The 18,020-nt window shown below is 64.1% G+C and carries 18 protein-coding genes and 1 tRNA gene; 4 read left to right on the forward strand and 15 right to left on the reverse strand.

Annotation, left to right across the window (positions count from 1 at the left end):
* Positions 1 to 58: 58 nt before the first annotated feature.
* Positions 59 to 1,846, forward strand: coding sequence for a caspase family protein (locus ABIB73_RS25065; RefSeq protein ID WP_354228624.1), 1,788 nt, complete (start codon positions 59 to 61; stop codon positions 1,844 to 1,846).
* An 85-nt stretch (positions 1,847 to 1,931) separates the two neighbouring features.
* On the opposite strand, the gene ABIB73_RS25070 is transcribed toward ABIB73_RS25065, so the two are convergent.
* Both ABIB73_RS25070 and ABIB73_RS25075 read right to left on the reverse strand, forming a co-directional pair.
* A complete protein-coding gene (locus ABIB73_RS25070; protein ID WP_354228369.1) occupies positions 1,932 to 2,348 on the reverse strand; it encodes a hypothetical protein in 417 nt (138 codons plus the stop codon).
* A 120-nt stretch (positions 2,349 to 2,468) separates the two neighbouring features.
* The gene (locus ABIB73_RS25075; RefSeq protein WP_354228371.1) at positions 2,469 to 2,702 is read right to left on the reverse strand and encodes a hypothetical protein; all 234 of its coding nucleotides are present in this window, start codon (positions 2,700 to 2,702) and stop codon (positions 2,469 to 2,471) included.
* Positions 2,703 to 2,824: 122 nt separating this feature from the next.
* Between ABIB73_RS25075 and ABIB73_RS25080 the strand changes: the two genes are divergently transcribed.
* The gene (locus ABIB73_RS25080) at positions 2,825 to 3,286 is read left to right on the forward strand and encodes a DUF6314 family protein (protein ID WP_354228372.1); all 462 of its coding nucleotides are present in this window, start codon (positions 2,825 to 2,827) and stop codon (positions 3,284 to 3,286) included.
* A gap of 22 nt (positions 3,287 to 3,308) precedes the next feature.
* Here ABIB73_RS25080 and ABIB73_RS25085 read toward each other — a convergent pair whose 3' ends face one another.
* Entirely contained in the window at positions 3,309 to 3,611 is a 303-nt protein-coding gene (locus ABIB73_RS25085) for a hypothetical protein (protein ID WP_354228374.1), read from the reverse strand.
* 193 nt (positions 3,612 to 3,804) lie between these two features.
* Positions 3,805 to 3,889: transfer RNA gene (locus tag ABIB73_RS25090), tRNA-Leu, on the reverse strand.
* 158 nt (positions 3,890 to 4,047) lie between these two features.
* Here ABIB73_RS25090 and ABIB73_RS25095 point away from each other — a divergent pair.
* Complete coding sequence (locus ABIB73_RS25095; protein ID WP_354228376.1) at positions 4,048 to 4,590, forward strand: disulfide bond formation protein B; 543 nt, start codon at positions 4,048 to 4,050, stop codon at positions 4,588 to 4,590.
* Here the strand turns inward: ABIB73_RS25095 and ABIB73_RS25100 are convergent, their stop codons facing one another.
* The 3 genes from ABIB73_RS25100 to ABIB73_RS25110 are packed head-to-tail and all read right to left on the reverse strand — an operon-like array spanning position 4,591 to position 8,135.
* The gene (locus ABIB73_RS25100) at positions 4,591 to 5,322 is read right to left on the reverse strand and encodes an ABC transporter ATP-binding protein (RefSeq protein WP_354228377.1); all 732 of its coding nucleotides are present in this window, start codon (positions 5,320 to 5,322) and stop codon (positions 4,591 to 4,593) included.
* Positions 5,319 to 7,088, reverse strand: a complete 1,770-nt coding sequence (locus tag ABIB73_RS25105; RefSeq protein ID WP_354228379.1) for a branched-chain amino acid ABC transporter ATP-binding protein/permease — start codon at positions 7,086 to 7,088, stop codon at positions 5,319 to 5,321. Before ABIB73_RS25105 ends, ABIB73_RS25100 begins: the two co-directional genes overlap by 4 nt.
* A 6-nt stretch (positions 7,089 to 7,094) precedes the next feature.
* Positions 7,095 to 8,135 carry a branched-chain amino acid ABC transporter permease gene (locus ABIB73_RS25110; protein ID WP_354228381.1) on the reverse strand — a complete coding sequence of 347 codons (1,041 nt, stop codon included), beginning with the start codon at positions 8,133 to 8,135 and terminating at the stop codon, positions 7,095 to 7,097.
* Between the two features lie 177 nt (positions 8,136 to 8,312).
* On the opposite strand from ABIB73_RS25110, the gene ABIB73_RS25115 reads away from it, so the two are divergent.
* Positions 8,313 to 8,834, forward strand: a complete 522-nt coding sequence (locus tag ABIB73_RS25115) for a MarR family winged helix-turn-helix transcriptional regulator (RefSeq protein ID WP_354228383.1) — start codon at positions 8,313 to 8,315, stop codon at positions 8,832 to 8,834.
* Positions 8,835 to 9,011: 177 nt separating this feature from the next.
* Here the strand turns inward: ABIB73_RS25115 and ABIB73_RS25120 are convergent, their stop codons facing one another.
* The 8 genes from ABIB73_RS25120 to ABIB73_RS25155 form a co-directional block, all read right to left on the reverse strand.
* Complete coding sequence (locus ABIB73_RS25120; RefSeq protein WP_354228385.1) at positions 9,012 to 10,295, reverse strand: glycerate kinase type-2 family protein; 1,284 nt, start codon at positions 10,293 to 10,295, stop codon at positions 9,012 to 9,014.
* Between the two features lie 195 nt (positions 10,296 to 10,490).
* On the reverse strand, positions 10,491 to 11,720 hold the full coding sequence (locus ABIB73_RS25125; protein ID WP_354228387.1) for an ABC transporter substrate-binding protein: 1,230 nt from the start codon (positions 11,718 to 11,720) through the stop codon (positions 10,491 to 10,493).
* 238 nt (positions 11,721 to 11,958) lie between these two features.
* Complete coding sequence (locus ABIB73_RS25130; protein WP_354228389.1) at positions 11,959 to 13,185, reverse strand: ABC transporter substrate-binding protein; 1,227 nt, start codon at positions 13,183 to 13,185, stop codon at positions 11,959 to 11,961.
* A 119-nt stretch (positions 13,186 to 13,304) separates the two neighbouring features.
* Positions 13,305 to 14,534, reverse strand: coding sequence for an ABC transporter substrate-binding protein (locus tag ABIB73_RS25135; protein ID WP_354228390.1), 1,230 nt, complete (start codon positions 14,532 to 14,534; stop codon positions 13,305 to 13,307).
* Between the two features lie 27 nt (positions 14,535 to 14,561).
* Positions 14,562 to 15,581: a branched-chain amino acid ABC transporter permease gene (locus ABIB73_RS25140; protein ID WP_354228392.1), complete on the reverse strand. Its 1,020-nt coding sequence runs from the start codon at positions 15,579 to 15,581 to the stop codon at positions 14,562 to 14,564.
* A gap of 2 nt (positions 15,582 to 15,583) precedes the next feature.
* A complete protein-coding gene (locus ABIB73_RS25145) occupies positions 15,584 to 16,462 on the reverse strand; it encodes a branched-chain amino acid ABC transporter permease (protein ID WP_354228394.1) in 879 nt (292 codons plus the stop codon).
* Between the two features lie 12 nt (positions 16,463 to 16,474).
* Positions 16,475 to 17,188 (reverse strand): ABC transporter ATP-binding protein, encoded by a 714-nt coding sequence (locus tag ABIB73_RS25150; RefSeq protein ID WP_045009758.1) that lies wholly within the window; start codon positions 17,186 to 17,188, stop codon positions 16,475 to 16,477.
* Positions 17,185 to 17,982: an ABC transporter ATP-binding protein gene (locus ABIB73_RS25155; protein WP_354228396.1), complete on the reverse strand. Its 798-nt coding sequence runs from the start codon at positions 17,980 to 17,982 to the stop codon at positions 17,185 to 17,187. The genes ABIB73_RS25150 and ABIB73_RS25155 overlap by 4 nt, the downstream gene beginning before the upstream one ends.
* Positions 17,983 to 18,020: the final 38 nt, after the last annotated feature.

Raw genomic sequence — 18,020 nt, forward strand, 5'->3', positions numbered from 1 at the left:
TATTCTCACGCGCAGATTTGAAGCCTGCATCATGGTCCGATCGAGCTCACCAGCCCCGGTGTCACCTTTGCGTCAGCTAGCTCGCCGCCTGGCGCTGTCGATCGCCCTGATGCTGGTCGCGGTGACGAACGCGCTGGCCGACAAGCGCGTGGCGCTGCTTCTCAGCGTGTCCAATTACCAAAACGTCGCGCGGCTGGCCAATCCCGATAATGACGCGGCCGCCATCAGCGACGTCTTCAGGCAGATGGGGTTCGACGTCGTCGAGCTGCGCCGGGATCTCGGCGTGTCCGAGATGCGCAGGGCGGTGCGCGATTTTGCTGCGGTCGCGACGGATTCGGACGTGGCCGTGGTCTACTACGCCGGACACGGCATCGAGGTAAACGGGTCGAACTTTCTCATTCCGGCGGATGCCAGGTTGCAGAGCGATTTCGACGTCGAGGATGAGACCGTTCCGCTGGACCGGATCCTCCAGGCGATTGGTCCTGCAAGGCGGTTGCGGCTGGTCATCCTCGATGCCTGCCGCGACAATCCGTTTGCGGAGCGGATGACGCGCAGCGTCGCCACGCGTTCGATGGGGCGCGGGCTTGCCAAGATCGAGCCTATGACGGCGGATACGCTGATCGCGTTCGCAGCCAAGGCGGGCGCGGTGGCCGGAGACGGCGACGGCGCGCACAGCCCGTTTGCGACCGCGCTGCTCAATCACCTCGCGACGCCGGGTCTCGACCTTCGCCTGACGCTCGGCCGGGTGCGCGACGAGGTGCTGAAGAGCACTGGGCGGCGGCAGGAGCCGTTCGTCTACGGATCGCTTGGCGGTGACACCGTGGCGCTGGTGCCGCCGGTTGTCCCGAAGGTCGATCCGGATGCGGAGGCCCGCCGGGATTACGAGTTCGCGGCGCAGATCGGCACGAAGGAGGCGTGGACGTCGTTTCTCGGCGTGCACGGCAGCGGAAGCTACGCCACATCCGCCCGTGCGGCACTCGACAAGCTCGAGGCCGCGGAGAAGGCCAGCGAGAAGGCGGACCTGGTGAGGCTGCAGGCGGAGCAGCAATCCAGGCTGAAGAGCGAGGATTTCAGGAAGCAGCTCGAGGAGCAGGCCGCGCGCGAGACCGAGCAGGCCAAGCAACAGATCTCCGAGCAGGTCCGGCGCGATCTCGACAAGGAGCGGCAGCGCATCGCCGCACAGGCCAAGCGCGAGCTCGACGAGGCCCGGCGGCAAGTCGCCGAGGCGCGGCGGCAGGCTGACGCCGCGGCGGTTCAGGTCGAGCAGGCGAAGAAGCAGGCCGCGCTGGAGGCGCAGCGGCAGATCGAGGCCTTGCGCCGCGACGAGGAGCGGCGCGAGCGGGAGCGGCAGGCCGCGCTCGCGGCACTGACGCCGCCGGCCGCGCCGGCTCCCGCACCGGCGGCTGTGCCGGCGATGGATCCTGCGGATATCGCTCGCCTGCTCCAGGCGCATCTGAAGCGGGTCGGCTGCGACCCCGGCACCGCCGACGGCGCCTGGAGCGCGCCATCGCAAAAGGCGCTCGACAGCTTCAACAAATATGCCGGCACCAAGCTCGACATCAAGGTCGCAAGCCTCGATGCGCTCGATACGGTGCGCGGCAAGCCTGATCGCGTCTGTCCGCTGGTTTGCGTCAGGGGACAGAAGGTCGTCGGCGACCGCTGCGTCCAGATCGTCTGCGACAGCAATTATGTGCTGGATGCCCAGGACGCGTGCCAGCGGCGTCCCGATCCGCCGCCTCAGAAGCCAAAGGCCGTATCCCGCCACGAGCCGAGCCCGCGCGCTCGCGCGCGTCCGTCTGGCGGGAGCGGGGGCGATTCATGCAGCGGCGCTTGCGAAGGCGACTGACCTCGGAGCCGGCAGCGCGATGCGCCGGCTTCCACAGATCATCCGGTGCGCGCGCAGGGCGCGGCTCAAACCGGACGATCGCCGCTCACAGGCTGGGAACGACGTTGACGTTCACTTTCAAGACCAGGAACGTTCGCTTGCCGCTGCCATCCTCGAAATAGAGGCGGCTCTCGAAATGATCGCGGCCGGTAAAGCCAGCGCTCGGCCTGTACACTGCCGTCGTCGAGTTGACCAAGCTGTAAGATCCGCTTGCCGGGGACACCAAGACATCCTGACCGGCGAAGGGACCAAGCGTCTGGAAGTTGAAACCGCAACTGCGATCTTGCGCGACCCGCATCGGAATGACGATGTTGCAGCCTTGGCAGATGTTGAAATGCGGGCGACGGCAATTGGTGTTCGCGTTCAATCCCTGCCGTTGGTAGCTCTTGTAGCCGGGGCGCATCTTGTCGGCGCTGGCACTGTCGGGGAGGAGGACGAAAGCGCAGGCTGCGAGCGCCAGCAATGCCTTCATAAAAGAACGATTCATCTTTGAAATCCCATGCTTGGTGCAAAAGATTTTTTGCCATCATAGAAGCTCAAGGGCTGGCGGATGGCAAGCATTCGAGGGGCTGCTCGCCGCGTCCTACAACGACTCCACCCGCGGCGGCGGATAGCGCCGCGCGAGCATCGACAGCGACAGATTCCGCTCGTCCTCCGCCAGCTCCAGCCAGACCAGCACAAGCGGCCGCTTCCAGTCACTGACGCCGAAATCCATCGCCGTCCATTTCTGCGGTTCGGGACCTTCGAGGCCCCGGACCCAGACGAAATAGCGGGGGAGGTCGTCGGCGTCCGTTTCCGTCGTGCGTTTCCTGGCCATCAAATGCTCGCAGCATCGACACGCGTTGCCCACAGGATATAGGTACTGGCTCGGCGCGTCGAACCGGCTGTCGCGGATTTTGCGAAACCGTAGGTTGATCCCGCGAGTGTAGGTCCAAAGCTATGAACGAAACCGTGATCGATGATTGGGGTGATGCTTCCGAGGTGATGACGAAGCTGATCGGCTCCTGGTCGTTCGACCGGGTTATCGAAGGTCAGGGCACGATGCAGGGTATCGCGATCTTCACCCGCTTGAACGAGAAGAGCCTGGCCTATCGGGAGCAGGGACATCTGAAGCTGTCGAACGGCACCGCGTTGCAGGCTGAACGCGAGTACATCTTCAGCAGGCACGACCGCGGATTCGAGGTCTTCTTCAAGGAGAATCCGCCGCGGCTATTCCACGGCATCTTCCTGTCTGCATCCTTCGGAGGTGAGCTGAGCGGAAGCGCGGGCCATCTGTGCAATCTCGACGACTATCAGTCGACTTACACTTTCTTGGCCGATGGTCGCTTCGTCGTGCGTCACGTGGTGTCGGGTCCACGCAAGGACTACACGATGACCACGACATTCACGCGAATATCGTGACGCGCGCAGCCGCTTCGCGGCGTCACCGCCAGAGCTCGCAGGTCGCCACGCGGTTGATGTCGGCGACCCGCCGGTCGGCATCGCCGCGGAGATCGAGGCTTGCAACCAGCATCAGCAGGCGGTGATAGGCGCCGTCGGCAACCTCGACCGGAAGCGGTGCCTCGTCAAACGTCTCGACATAGCTGCCGACAAGGTTGCTCAGGAGCCGGCACAAGCCGCGCTGCCCGGGGTCATGCCGGCCGAGCGTTTCGAGTTTTAGCTGGAAGATCCGGAAGGTCCGCAAACCGTGGTGCTGTTCGGAAAGCCACGCGTGCAGGTCGTTCATATGAGCTCCTTCGAGGAAGAGGAAGAAGCTACCGGCTTATACAGCCGGTCTGTGACGATTTCCAGGGAGGGGGCGATCAAGCTTCGTTGAGCCGATCCGCCTTCGCCAAGGCTTCGGCGCGACAGCCTTCGCTGCTTCGCCTGGATGGCGCCGTGCCTAGCTTGCCGAGCCGTAGCTGCGAAGCAGCGAAGGCTGGTGCCCCTGGCCGGAATCGAACCAGCACTCCTTGCGGAACTCGATTTTGAGTCGAGCGCGTCTACCAGTTCCGCCACAGGGGCCCTCGGTCGGCCCCTCAAATGAGGGCGTCGCGAAGCCGGCGGACTATAGCCATGGAAAAGACCGGGTCAACCCGCGCCAAAGTGATCCCGGCCGTTCTCGACAGCCGCACGGGCCGGGGTTAGAGGCTTAGAGCCACGACTCATCCGAAGAGGCTGCCGTGACGAGCCAGAGTGCCGCAATACCTGCGTTCAAACCGGCTGCGAGCGCGCCTGCGCTGACTGCCTCGCTGGCCATTACCCTGATCGCCGCGGCGACGATTGCGGGCGCCTGGTTCTTCCAGCTCGTTCTGGAGATCCTGCCCTGTCCGCTCTGCCTCGAGCAGCGCTATGCCTATTATCTCGCGATCCCGCTCGGTGCGCTGACCGTTCTTGCGGCGAGGAGCGGCGCGCCGCGGCCGCTGCTGCTCGCAGGGCTTGCGATCCTCGCGCTGGCGGCGCTCGGCAATGCCGGCCTCGGCACCTACCATTCCGGCGTCGAGTGGGGGTTCTGGAAGGGGCCGACCGATTGCACCGGCCCCGTCGTCAATCTCGGCAGTGCCGGCGACCTCCTGTCGCGGCTCGACACCGTCAAGGTCGTGCGCTGTGACGAGGTGCAATGGCGCTTCCTCGGCCTCTCGCTCGCCGGCTACAATGTGCTGATCTCGCTGCTCATGGCCGCGATCGCCGCTTGGGGATTTGTGCGGACGGCAAAGCGTAGGTAGCTACAGTACGCTCGCGCCTTCATGCTGGAAGCCGAGATAGCTTGCCGCGACGCGTTCATTCGCCGCAATGTCGCTGGCCTTGCCGCTGAGCACGAACTCGCCGAGCTCCATCACGTAGGCCTGGTCGGCGATCTTCAGGGCGGCCTGCGCGTTTTGCTCGACCAGCAGCACCGAGACACCGCTGGCGCGAAGCTCGGTGACGATGCGAAAAATGTCGGCGACGATGATCGGCGCGAGACCGAGGCTCGGCTCGTCCAGCATCAAGAGTTTCGGTTCGCCCATCAGCGCGCGGCCCATCGCGAGCATCTGCTGCTCGCCGCCGGAGAGCGTGCCGGCAAGCTGCTTGCGCCGCTCCTTCAGCCGCGGAAACAGCGTGTAGACCCGCTCCATCGAAGCCTTCGCCTTGCTCCTCTCGATGCGGAATGCCCCAAGCTCGAGATTGTCCTCGACATTCATGGTGACGAACAATTCGCGGTGTTCCGGCACCAGGCCCAGGCCCATCGCGACGCGGTCCTCGATGTCGAGCCGGGCGAGGTCCTCGCCCGCAAACGTAACGCGGCCCTTCAGCGGCAAAATGCCCATGATGGCGGAGAGCAGCGTGGTCTTGCCGGCGCCGTTGGCGCCGACGATGGTGACGATCTCGTTCTGCCCCACTTCGAGCGAGACCGAGCGTACCGCCTCGACCTTGCCGTAAGCGACATGCGCGTCGGTGACGGACAACAGCGCGCTCATGCCGCCACTCCGAGATAGGCCTTGATCACTTCGGGATTGGTCTTGATCGTGGCGGGCGTGCCTTCCGCGATCTTGGTGCCGAAATCGAGCACCACGATGCGGTCGGCAAGGTTCATCACAAAGCCCATGTCGTGCTCGACCAGCAGCACGCTCATGCCGCCGTCGCGTAACTCGCGCAGCAGCTTGGCAAGCTGTTGCTTCTCCATGTGGCGAAGGCCTGCCGCCGGCTCGTCGAGCAGCAGTAGCATCGGATCGACGCACAGTGCGCGCGCGATCTCGACGATGCGCTGCTGTCCGAGCGACAGCGATCCCGCGAGCTGGTGCATCTGGTCGGCGAGCCCGACCCGCTCGATCTGGCGGGCGGCTTCGGCGAGCAGCCTGGCTTCATCGGCGCGGTCGAGGCGCAGCATCGAGGCGATGGGGCCGGAATGGCCGCGCAGATGCGCGCCGATCGCGACATTTTCCAGCACGGTCATGTCGGGGACGAGCTTCACATGCTGGAAAGTGCGGGAGATGCCGAGCTTGACGATCTCCTGCGGCGGCGCCCTGTCGACCTTGTTGCCGAGCACCGAGATCGAGCCGGAGGTCGCCGACAGCACGCCGGTGATCAGGTTGAACGTCGTGCTCTTTCCCGCGCCGTTCGGCCCGATCAGGGCGACGATCTCGCGGGCCCGGACGTCGAAGGAGACGTTGTTGACCGCAATCACGCCGCCGAACTGCTTTCGCGCCTTCTCGACCTGGAGCAGCACGCCGGATTGGCCCGCCGAGCGAGTGCGCGCCTCGAGCTTCAGCGAGGTGTCCGGCTTCCTGCCACCGGAGCGTTCGGGCAGGAACGACATCAACAAGGGCCAGACGCCGCCGGGGGCGAGCTGGAGCAGCGCCACCAGCATGATGCCGAACACGATGGTCTCGACCTGGCCGGAGCCGGGCAGGATCAGTGGCAGATAGCTTTGCAGCACCTCTTTCAGGATCACGACGATGGCCGCGCCGAGCACGCCGCCCCAGACATAACCGGCGCCGCCGACCACCGCGATGAAGAGATATTCGATGCCGGCCTGCGCGCCGAACGGCGTCGGGTTCACCGCGCGCTGAAGGTGGGCATAGAGCCAGCCGGAGAGGCCGGCGAGCACCGCGGCGTGGATGAAGACCAGCAGCTTTGCCCGCGGCGTCTGCACGCCGAAGGCTTCTGCCGCGACATGCCCGCGCCGCAGCGCGCGAATGGCGCGGCCGGTACGGGAGTCCAGCAGGTTCATGGTGACGAGCGCCGAGAGGATCACGGCAACCCAGATCGCAAAGTAGATCGAGCCCGGGTCGATCATCCTGAACGAGCCGATCGACAGCGGCGGGATCGCCGAGATGCCGTCGTTGCGGCCCAGAAATTCCAGCTTGCTGAAGAGGTAGAACAGGCCGAGCCCCCAGGCGAGCGTACCAAGCGGCAGATAGTGGCCGGAGAGGCGGACCGTGACCAGGCCGAGCAGCACCGCCAGCAATCCGCTGACCACGAGCGACAGCGGCAGGGTCAGCCAGGGCGACAGGCCGTAGGTCGTCGACAGCACCGCCGTGGTGTAGGCGCCGAAGCCGACAAAGGCCGCCTGGCCGAACGAGGTGAGGCCGCCGACGCCGGTGAGCAGCACGAGGCCCATCGCGACGAGGGCAGCGAGACCGATATTGTCGAGCAGCACGATCCAGAACGGCGGCATGCCGGGTACGAACGGGATCGCCGCCATCACGAGCGCGAAGATGAGGATGGGAAGCCGGCTCTGCATCGCGCGTCAGTCCTTCTCTTCCTCGACCGCGGGCGCGGCGAGCGAGCGCAGCAGCAGCACGGGGATCAAGAGCATGAAAACGATCACTTCCTTGTAGTTGGAGGCATAGAAGGACGAGAACGCCTCGACGATGCCGACAAAGAGCGCAGCGACGGCGGTTAAGGGGTAGCTGACGAGCCCGCCGATGATCGCGGCGACAAAACCCTTCAGGCCGATCAGGAAGCCCGAGTCGTAATAGAGCGTGGTGATCGGCACGATCAAAATGCCCGAGAGCGCGCCGATGACGGACGCCAGCAGGAAGGCGATCTGCCCCGACAGGCTGGTGCGGATGCCGGCAAGCCGCGCGCCGAGCCGGTTGACGGCCGTGGCGCGCAGCGCCTTGCCATAGAGCGTCAGGCCGAAGAACAGCCACAGCCCGACGATGAAGGCGATGGTGATGCCGTAGACCGTGATGCTCTGGCCGGTGAAGCGCAGCGAGCCCGCGGTGAACGCGCCGGACAGCACGGCAGGCCCGCGCTGGCCTTCGGCGCCGAAGAACAGCAGGCCCAGTCCCTGGAGCGCCAGATGGACGCCAACCGAGGCGATCAGCAGCACCAGCACGGAGGTGTGCGCCAGCGGCTGGAATGCGATGCGATAGAGAAACAGGCCGATCATCGCGACAATCACGAGCGACAGCGCCATGCAGACTGCCACCGGCGGCTTCTGGCCGGCAAAGGTGAGGGTGATCGCCAGCACCACGGCCGGCAGCACGATATTGGCGAGGAAGCTGCGCGCGATCAGCCGGCCATGCAGCGCCTTGCGGGCGACGAACAGGTCGAACGCGAAGGCGACGATGCCCATGGTCAGCGCCAGCTTGGCCGTGCCCGGCATCTGGCCCGAGGCCAGCGAAGCATAGGTCAGTGCGCCGTAGGTGACAAACTCGCCTTGCGGGATGAGGATGACGCGGGTGACGGCAAACACCAGCACCAGCGCCAATCCGAGTAGCGCATAGATCGCGCCATTGGTAATGCCGTCCTGCAACAGGAACAGCATGATCGTGGTGTTCAAGACCGGACGCTCCCCCTCAAAGATCCGGACCGGTCTCCGCGATTGCGGTGGAAGGTCCGGTCACAGCCATTGAAATACGCTGGCGATATTTGATATAGTCCATAACAATTATCAAATATAATCTCAAGGGCAGCGAACGACCCCTGCCGAATTTAGCGGGATTGCGAGCACGAGGCGATGACCGTTTCCAAGACCGTTGAAAAGTCTGCCGAAAAGCCCGCGGACGCGGCCAAGGGCCGCAAGGACCCGCCCGAGGGCTTGCCCGAGGCCCTCCAGCTCGGCGAGCTGTCCGAACAGCTCGGCTACGTGCTGAAGCGGGCGCAGCTCAAGGTGTTCGAGAACTTCTTGCGCTGCATGGCCTCGCTCCAGCTCACGCCGGCGCAGTTCTCCGTGCTGCTATTGGTCGAGAAGAATCCGGGCCGTAACCAGACCGAGGTCGCCTCAACGCTCGGCATCCTGCGCCCGAACTTCGTCGCCCTGCTCGACAATCTCGAGAGCCGCGATCTCTGCGCCCGGATCCGCTCCACCAACGACCGCCGCTCGCACATTCTGGTGCTGACCGACAAGGGCAAGGCCGTGCTGGCCCGGGCCAAAAAGCTCGTCGCCACCAAGCATGAGTCGCGGCTCAACGAGCTGCTCGGCCAGGCCAACCGCGAAGCCCTGATCGGGATGCTCTCGAAGATCGCCAACGAATTTTGACGGGGCGGCCTTACCCTCCCCTGGAGGGGGAGGGTCGATCGCGCGTAGCGCGAGCGGGGTGGGGTGATCTCTCCACGCGGGCAGTGTTGGACATGGAGAGGCCGTCACCCCACCCCGTCTCACATCTCGCTGCGCTCAATGTGAGCCGACCCTCCCCCTCCAGGGGAGGGTGAAGCCTCAATCCACCAAAATCACCCGGATGTCGTTCACGTTCGTCAGCGTGGGGCCGGGCATCAGCAGATCGCCGGTCGCCTCGAAGAACGTCGTCGCATCGTTGTTGTCCAGATAGGCCTGCGGCTGAAGCGCTAGCGCCTTCATCTTGGCGAACGTCGCCGCGTCGATCAGCGCGCCGGCGGGGTCAGTGGGATGGCCGGCGCCGCCGTCGGCTCCGTCGGTGTCGCCGGCAAGCGCCGAGATGCCAGCCGTGTCCTTCAACAGGTCCGCGAGCGCCAGCGCATATTCCTGGTTCGGGCCGCCGCGGCCATTGCCGCGCACGGTCACCGTGAGCTCGCCGCCGGAGAGGATCGCGATGCGCTTGCCCTGCGCCCGCGCCCGGAGCGCGCGTTTGGCGTGATCGGCGGCGACCTCGCGGGCCTCGCCTTCGAGATCGGCGCCGAGATCGATGGTCTCGTAGCCGGCCTCCCCGACGAGCTTCACCGCGGCGTCGAGCGATTGCTTCGGCCGCGCGATCAATTCGAAATGCGCGCGCGCAAAGGCGGCGTCGCCCGGCTTGCAGCTTTCGTTGGCGGGATCGTCGAGCGCGCGGCGCACCGCGTCGTCGATATCGAGCTTGTACTTCGCCACGATCGCGCGCGCATCAGCGAGCGTCGTCGGGTCCGGCACGGTGGGGCCGGAGGCGATCGCGGAAGGATCGTCATGCGGCACGTCGGAGATCGCGAGCGTCACGATCTCGGCGGCGTTCCTGCCGGCGCGCGCCAGCCGGCCGCCCTTGATCCGCGACAGATGTTTCCTGACCGTGTTCATCTCGCCGATTGGCGCACCCGAGCGGAGCAGCGCCTTGTTGACCGCCTGCTTCTGCGCGAAGCTGATGCCCTCCACCGGCGCGATCCAGTTCGCCGAGCCGCCGCCGGTGAGCAGCACCAGAAGCAGATCGTCCGGACCTGCTTCGGCTGCGAGCGCGAGCGTGTCGGCCGCGCCCTTGAGGCCAGCCTCATCCGGCACGGGATGCCCAGCCTCGACCACACGGATGCGGCGTGTCGGCACGCCATAGCCATGGCGGGTGGTGGCAATGCCGACGAGACGCTCCGGCGCGAGCTTGAGCGTGTCGAGATAGTGCCGTTCCGCAGCCGCGGCCATCGCGCCCGCGCCCTTGCCGGCGGCAAGGCAGATCACGCGCCCCTTCGGCGCGGGCCGCAGATGCGGCGCCAGGATCGTGTTGGGATGGGCAGCGGCAACGGCGGCGTCGTAGAGCGCGCGGAGCAGGGGACGTCGGTCGGTCATGACGATGGCCTTCGGCAGAGCAGACGGAAGTGATGGCGGCGAACGCGCCATTCACCTGCCTACCGCATCGGGCGTCAAAGCGTAAGCAGGCTTTACCATCATTCGATTGTGCAATCGCGTAATCATAATCGACGCGAGCAAAAACCCCCTGCGATCATCTCGCAGGGGGTTTGTTGTCGTCGTATGCTCCGGCAACTAGCCGCCGACGTCGGCGCTGATCACGTCGCCGAACAACTCAAACTTCTCGCCCTTGAACTTCTCAAGCTGAAGCTGGCTGATCGGCGCGAAATCGGTCGGCGAGGTGTTGATCTTCACGCCCGGCAGCAGCGCCTCGGTGCGGAAGTCCTTCAGGTTCGCCGCCTGCTTCATGATATTCTCGCGCGTGAGATCATCACCGCACTGCTTCAGGACCTGGACCAGCGTCTGCGCCACGGCATAGCCGACGATGGTGCCCTTATCGAGCTTGTCGCCGTCGGGGAAGTATTTGCCCATGAACGCCAGGAAGTCTTTCATGCCGGCATCATTGGCCCATGCGGGATCCGACACGTCCTTCAGATAATCCGCAGAGATGACATCCTGGCCGTTCTCGAAGCCGGCCGGCTTCATCACGCTGCCGACGGAGGCCGAAACGTTGTTGAGGAAGTGCAGCGGCTTCCAGCCGATCTCGGCGACCTTCTTGATCGCCTGGGCGGCGAACTTCGGCGTCGTGATGTTCATGAAAACGTCGGCGCCGGTCGATTTCAGCTTCACGATATGGTTGTCGATGGTCGGTTCGGAGGTCTCGTAGCTCTCCTCCGCGACGATCATCGAGGACGCCTTGGCGCCGAGGCCGTCCTTCAGGCCCTTGACGTAGTCCTTGCCGTAGTCGTCGTTCTGAAAGAGCACGGCGATCTTGGCGTCCGGCTTGTTCTTGAGGAGCCATTTCGCATAGATCTGCGTTTCGCTCTGATAGTTGGGCTGCCAGCCCATGGTCCAGGGGAAGTTTTGCGGATCGTTCCACTTGGTGGCGCCGGTGGCGACGAAGAGCTGCGGCACCTTCTTCGAGTTCATGTATTTGTGGATCGCCGAGTTCGGCGGCGTGCCGAGCGAGTTGAAGATGAACAGCACCTCGTCGCTCTCGACCAGCTTTCGCGCCTGCTCGACCGTTTTCGGCGGCGAGTAGGCGTCGTCATAGCTGATGTAGTTGATCTTGCGGCCGTTGATGCCGCCTTCGTCGTTGATCTTCTTGAAATAGGCGGCTTCGGTCCGCCCGATGATGCCGTAGGCGGAGGCCGGTCCGCTGTAGGGCATGATGTTGCCGATCTTGATCTCGGTGTCGGTCGCGCCGGTATCGTATTTCTTCTGGGCCGATGCAGTGGAGGTCGAGGCCGCAATGAGCGCAAGCGCCAGTGACGCGGCCGCAAGCTTGCCGGTGACAGCGGGCATTCCTATCTCCCTATTCTGGTGTGTGTGCGTTCCTTTTTTTGTCTTGATTGTTTTTGGCTGACGCGGCTGCAATTCAATACGATTTGCCCGGTGCCTTCAACAGAAAGCCCCTGCGACGGCGTCGCAGGGGCTGCTTCTTTAGTAGTCAAGACCACCGCAAACAGTCGTGTGCGACTGCGAGAGGGCGAGACAGTCTTGAGCTGTCTTAATTAGTTGGAACGATTTTTAGTTGAGCCTCTCAATGGCTCAGCTCGCTCGAGATGATGTCGCCGAATAGTTCCCATTTTTTGCCCTTGAACCGCATCATCTGGAGCTGCTCGATCGGGGCGAAATTGTCCGGCGCGGTGTTGATCTTGATGCCGGGCAATAGCGTATCCGGCTCGAAATCCTTCAGGCTGGCCGCTTGTTTCATGATGTTGTCGCGGGTGAGGTCGTCGCCGCACATTTGCAGCACCTTCACCATGGTCTGTGCGGCCGCATAGCCGAACAGCACGCCGGCATCGAGCTTGTTGGCCTTCGGGGCGTATTTCGCGAGGAAGTTATAAAACTTCTTCATGCCGTCATCGGTGTTCCATTGCGGGTCGGAGCCGTCCTTGATGTAGCTCGCGGACAGGATGCCCTGCGAGATCTCGAAGCCCGCCGGCTCGATCACGCCGCCGACCGAGGCCGAGACATTGGAGATGATGTGGATCGGATGCCAGTTGATCTCGGCCGCCTTCTTGATCGCCTGCGCCGCGAATTTCGGCGTGGTGATGCTGATGAAGACGTCGGCGCCCGCGGCCTTCAACTTCACGACGTGCTCGTCGATCGCCGGCTCGGAGGTGTCGTAGCCCTCTTCCAGCACGATCATCGACGCTTTGGTGCCGAGGCCGTCCCTCAGCCCCTTCAGATAGTCCTTGCCGAAATCGTCGTTCTGGTAGAGCACGCCGATCTTCGCGTCCGGCCTCTCCTTCATGATGTATTTGGCGTAGATTTTCGCCTCGCTCGTGTAGCTCGGCTGCCAGCCCATGGTCCAGGGATATTGCTTCGGATCGTTCCACTTCGAGGCGCCGCTCGCCACGAACAGTTGCGGCACCTTCTTCTCGTTCATGTATTTGCGGATGGCGCCATTGGTGGAGGTGCCGAGCGAGCCGAAGATCAGGAGCACCCCGTCGCTTTCGACCAGCTTGCGCGCCTGCTCGACCGTCTTCGGTGGCGAGTAGGCGTCGTCGTAGGAGATGAACTTGACCTTGCGGCCGTTGATGCCGCCCTCGGCGTTGACCTTGTTGAAATAGGCGTCCTCGGTCTGGCCGATCACGGCATAAGCGGAGGCCGGGCCGCTATAGGGCATGATGTTGCCGATTCTGATCTCGGTATCGGTGGCGCCGCTGTCGTATTTCTTTTGCGCCAGCGCTGGGTTGCTCATCGCAGTGCACAACGCGAATGCGGCCAAAAGGGCCGCAACCTGAAATCGAACGGCAGTCATCGCTCTCCCACCACACTTGGATCGGCGCCGCATTGAACAAGATTGACGCCTGACGTCAACAAAAAGCCCCCGCGATTGCTCGCGGGGGTTTTTCCGGGTTGGACCATGGCGTCAGCGCATTATTCCGCAGCGACGTCGCCGCTCAGGATCTCGCCGAACTGTTCCCATTTCTCGCCCTTGAAGCGTTGCATCTGGAGCTGGCTGATCGGGGCGAAGTCGGTCGGACCGGTGTTGATCTTGACGCCGGGCAGCAGGGTGTCCGGCGTGAAGTCCTTCAGGCTCGCCGCCTGCTTCATCAAATTGGCGCGGGTGAGATCGTCGCCGCACATCTCCAGGGTCTTGGCGAGTGTCTGCGCAGCGCCGTAACCGTACACGATGCTGGCGTCGGTCTTGTCCGCGCCGGGCATGTACTTGTCGAGGAACTCGGACCACTTCTTCATCCCGGCATCGCCGGTCCAGCGCGGATCGGCGCCGTCCTTGGCATAGGCCGCCGACAGCACACCCTGAGCGGCCTCGAAGCCTGCCGGCTTCATCACGCTGCCGACCGAAGCCGACACGTTGGTGATGATCTGGAGCGGCTTCCAGCCGAGCTCGGCGGTCTTCTTGATGGTCTGGGCGCCGAACTTCGGCGTCGTATAGATCAGGAGCACGTCGGGATTGGCGGCCTTGATCTTGACGATGTGGCCGTCGATCGACGGCTCGGAGACCTCGTAGCTCTCTTCCATGATGATCATGGACGAGGCCTTGGCGCCGAAACCGTCCTTGGTGCCCTTGAGGTAGTCTTTGCCGAAATCGTCGTTCTGGTAGAGGATCGCGACCTTGGCGTCCGGCTTCTCCTTCATCAGCCATTTCGCGTAGATCTGCGCTTCGCTCTGGTAGGAGGGCTGCCAGCCGATGGTCCAGGGGAAGCCCTTCGGATCGTTCCACTTGGTTGCGCCGGTGGCGACGAACAGCTGCGGGATCTTCTTGGCGTTCAGATATTTCTGGATCGCGGTGTTCGAGGGCGTGCCGAGCGGGTTGAACACGGCGAGCACCTCGTCGCTTTCGACCAGCTTGCGCACCTGCTCGACGGCCTTCGGCGGCGAATAGCCGTCGTCATAGGTGACGTAATTGATCTTGCGGCCGTTGATGCCGCCCTTGTCGTTGATCATCTTGAAGTAGGCTTCTTCGGTCTTGCCGATGATGCCATAGGCCGACGCCGGACCGCTGTACGGCATGATGTTGCCGATCTTGATCTCGGTATCGGACGCGCCGGTGTCGTATTTCTTCTGAGCGAGTGCTGCGCCGGAGGTGAGGGTCGCGACCGCCGTTACGAGTGCGGTGGTTCGCAGTATTCTTCCAAGAAACAATTTGGTCTCCTTCCTTAATGAGAGTTTTCAGTTCTTTCTGAGCCTTCCGGCGAGTTGCTGGCCCAGGATTGCGACTTGCCTTGCGCCATGCGGCACGAGGTAGATGACGAGGAACAGGAGCACGCCGAACACTGCGCCGGAGAGGCCCTTGGAGATGCCCTCGGCGATGTTCGGGACGAAGATGATGAAGGCGGCGCCGACGATCGAGCCGGGCAGCCAGCCCACGCCGCCGACGACCATGCCGAGGAAGAGCTGGATCGCAAGCGTGATGGTGAAGCTGTCGGGCGCGACGAATTGCACCGCGATCGCGCTGAGGCCGCCAGCGACGCCGGTGATGCCGGCGGAGACGCCGAAGGCGAGCGTCTTGTAGAGCGCGACGTTGATCCCCATGGCGGAGGCCGCGATCTCGTTGTCGCGGATCGCCATGAAGGCGCGGCCCGAGCGGGAGCGTAAGAGGTTCACCGAGAAGATGTAGATTGCGAGCACGACGGCGAGCGTGAAGTAGTAGAGCCACATGTCCTGCGACATCGGCAGGGCGAACGGCGCGTCCGGCTTGGTGACGACGAGGCCCTGCACGCCGCCGGTCCACTGCTCGAGGAAGTTCAGCTTGAGCAGCTGCGGCATGGCGGTGGCGAGCGCGAAGGTCGCAAGCGCCAGATAGACGCCGGACAGCCGCAGCGCCGGCTGGCCGAACAGGAAGCCCGCGCCGAAGCAAACCACCCCCGCGACCGGCAGACAGAGCATGTAGTTGATGTTGAACTGCTCCATCATCACCGCGGTGACGTAGGCGCCGATGCCGTAGAACGCGCTCTGGCCGAGCGAGAACTGGCCCGAGCCGCCGGTCAGGATGTTCAGCGCCAGCACCGCGAGCCCCAGATACAGCAACTGGGTCAGCTGGAAGATCACGAAGTTCTTTGCAAACAGCGGAACGGCGATGAGAAGCAGCAGCACCACCAGCGATGTGCCCGTGCCCAGCGTCATGGCCCGCTTCGGAACCGCCTCGACCGCTTCGTGGCCTTCGGCGACGACTTCTTCTGCTGCGCTCATGATCAAACTCGCTTGACGATGTGCCGGCCGAACAGACCAGCGGGTTTGACGACCAGGACGGAGATGATCAGCGCGAGCGCGATCGGGAGTTTCAGTTCATTGCCGACGCCGGGGATGTAGGTGCCGGCGAGGTTCTCGAAGATGCCGACGAGGAAGCCGCCGACCACCGCGCCGAAGGGGCTGGTCAGTCCGCCCAGCACCGCTGCGGCGAAACCGTAGATCAGCACGCCGCCCATCATGTTGGGCTCCAGGAACACGACCGGAGCGATCAGCATGCCGGCGATCGAACCGATCGCGGCCGCCATGCCCCAGCCGAGCGCGATCATCCAGGACGTGTTGATACCGACGAGGCGCGCCGATTCAGGCACCGAGGCGGCGGCGCGCATGGCGAGGCCGATCTTGGTGTACTGGAAGAAGAAGTAGAGACCGATCAGCAGCAGCACGGTGACGCCGATCATGCCGGCCTGGTGGGTCGAGATCAGCTGGCTGCCGAGGAACGGCGAGGAGCCGAACGGGGTCGGGTACTGCTTGATGGTGAAGTCCCAGATCAGGCCGGCCGAGGAGTTGATGATCGCGAACAGCGCGATGAAGCCGGCGACGTTGGTCAGCACCGGCGCCTTCGCCAGCGGCTTGAACAGGATCCGCTCGATCGCGATGCCGCCGACGAAGGAGAATGCCAGCGTGATCACGAAGGCGGCCCAATAGGGTACGCCCCACTGCATCAGCTGCCAGGAGATGAAGGTCGAGAACATCGCCATCTCGCCCTGCGCGAAGTTGAGATGGTCGATCGCCTGATAGATCATGACCACGGCCAGCGCCATGCAGGCGTAGATGGCGCCAGTGGCGATCCCAGCCAGGACTTGGTTGGTGAAAAGCTCCATCGTGCCGGCTCCTCAGTAACCCAGATAGGATTTGCGGATTTCTTCGTTGTTCGCGATGTCCTTGGCATTGCCCGACATCACGATGCGGCCGGTCTCGATCACATAGGCCTGGTCGGCGAGCTCAAGTGCGAGCTGGGCGTTCTGCTCGACCACCAGGATCGACACCTTGTCCTCGCGGTTGATCTTGCCGAGGATGCCGAACAGATCGCGCACGACGAGTGGCGCAAGGCCAAAGGACGGCTCGTCCAGCAGCATCAGCCGCGGCCGCAGCATCAGTGCGCGGGCCACCGCGAGCATCTGCTGCTCGCCGCCCGACAGCGTGCCGGCCTGCTGGGTATGCCGCTGCTTCAGGACCGGGAAATGCGCGTACATGCGCTCGATGTCGGAGACGATCCCGGCATTGTCCTTGCGCGTGATGGCCCCGAGCTGGAGATTTTCCTCCACCGTCATGGTGGTGAAGGTGCCGCGGCCCTGCGGCACATGGGCAATGCCGAACCGCACGATGCTCTCGGTGGAGCGGTTGTTCAGCGGCTTGCCGTCGAATTCGATTCCGCCGGTGGAGCGCACCATGTTGCAGATCGCGCGCAGCGTCGTGGTCTTGCCGGCACCGTTGGCGCCGAGCAGCGTCGTCAGCGAGCCTTCGTTGAGCGAGAAGGAGAGGCCATGGAGCGCCTGGACCTGACCGTAATAGGCGCGCAGGTCCTTGACGTTGAGCAGCGTCGTCATTGGTCCTTGCTCCCGAGATAGGCCTTGATGACGTCGGGGTCGACCTGCACCTGGGCGGGCGTGCCTTCGGCGAGCTTCTTGCCGAAGTTCAGCGCGACGACGTGGTCGGCGATCGACATCACGAGGCCCATATGGTGCTCGACCAGCAGCACGGTCATGTGGCGCTCGTCGCGGATGCGGCGGATCAGGTCGCCGAGCACGTGGACTTCCTCGTGGTTGAGGCCGCCGGCGGGCTCGTCGAGCAACAGGATTTTCGGATCTGCCGCGAGTGCCCGCGCCAATTCGACCCGCTTCTGCGTGCCGAAGGGCAGGCCGGACACGGCGGTGTGGGCGACGTCCTCGAGGTCGAGATAGGCGAGGATCTCGTGCACCTTCTTGTTCACACTGGTCTCGCTGCGGCGAATCCAGGCAAGGCGCAGCGAGTCGCTGATGATGTCGCTGGAGGTGCGGGCGTGCGTGCCGACGCGGACATTGTCCATCACCGATAGGTTCGGAAACAGCGCCACGTTCTGGAAGGTGCGGCCGATGCCGATCTCGGCGATCCGGTGCGGAGGCCGCGTCAAAATGCTCGCGCCGTCCATCAGGATGTCGCCGGACGACGGCTGATAGAGCCGGGAGAGGCAGTTGAAGAGCGTGGTCTTGCCGGCGCCGTTGGGCCCGATCAATCCGAGGATCTGGCCCTTGTGCATGTCAAACGACACGCCGTTGAGCGCGACGATGCCGCCGAACACGACGCTGACGTCGCGAACCGCGAGCAGAGGCGATGTCCCCTGCGCGAGCTGTGCCTGCGTCATCTCGTCTCGCCCACACCGTTCAGTAGGCGAAGGGGCGA

This window comes from Bradyrhizobium sp. F1.4.3 (assembly GCF_040548375.1).
Lineage (GTDB): Bacteria > Pseudomonadota > Alphaproteobacteria > Rhizobiales > Xanthobacteraceae > Bradyrhizobium.

Coding starts and splice junctions, on each gene's coding strand:
- ABIB73_RS25075 (WP_354228371.1), bottom strand. CDS start 2,702: ATGGCCAGGAAACGCACGACGGAAACGGACGCCGACGACCTCCCCCGC.
- ABIB73_RS25080 (WP_354228372.1), top strand. CDS start 2,825: ATGAACGAAACCGTGATCGATGATTGGGGTGATGCTTCCGAGGTGATG.
- ABIB73_RS25085 (WP_354228374.1), bottom strand. CDS start 3,611: ATGAACGACCTGCACGCGTGGCTTTCCGAACAGCACCACGGTTTGCGG.
- ABIB73_RS25100 (WP_354228377.1), bottom strand. CDS start 5,322: ATGAGCGCGCTGTTGTCCGTCACCGACGCGCATGTCGCTTACGGCAAG.
- ABIB73_RS25105 (WP_354228379.1), bottom strand. CDS start 7,088: ATGCAGAGCCGGCTTCCCATCCTCATCTTCGCGCTCGTGATGGCGGCG.
- ABIB73_RS25115 (WP_354228383.1), top strand. CDS start 8,313: ATGACCGTTTCCAAGACCGTTGAAAAGTCTGCCGAAAAGCCCGCGGAC.
- ABIB73_RS25120 (WP_354228385.1), bottom strand. CDS start 10,295: ATGACCGACCGACGTCCCCTGCTCCGCGCGCTCTACGACGCCGCCGTT.
- ABIB73_RS25125 (WP_354228387.1), bottom strand. CDS start 11,720: ATGCCCGCTGTCACCGGCAAGCTTGCGGCCGCGTCACTGGCGCTTGCG.
- ABIB73_RS25130 (WP_354228389.1), bottom strand. CDS start 13,185: ATGACTGCCGTTCGATTTCAGGTTGCGGCCCTTTTGGCCGCATTCGCG.
- ABIB73_RS25140 (WP_354228392.1), bottom strand. CDS start 15,581: ATGAGCGCAGCAGAAGAAGTCGTCGCCGAAGGCCACGAAGCGGTCGAG.
- ABIB73_RS25145 (WP_354228394.1), bottom strand. CDS start 16,462: ATGGAGCTTTTCACCAACCAAGTCCTGGCTGGGATCGCCACTGGCGCC.
- ABIB73_RS25150 (WP_045009758.1), bottom strand. CDS start 17,188: ATGACGACGCTGCTCAACGTCAAGGACCTGCGCGCCTATTACGGTCAG.
- ABIB73_RS25155 (WP_354228396.1), bottom strand. CDS start 17,982: ATGACGCAGGCACAGCTCGCGCAGGGGACATCGCCTCTGCTCGCGGTT.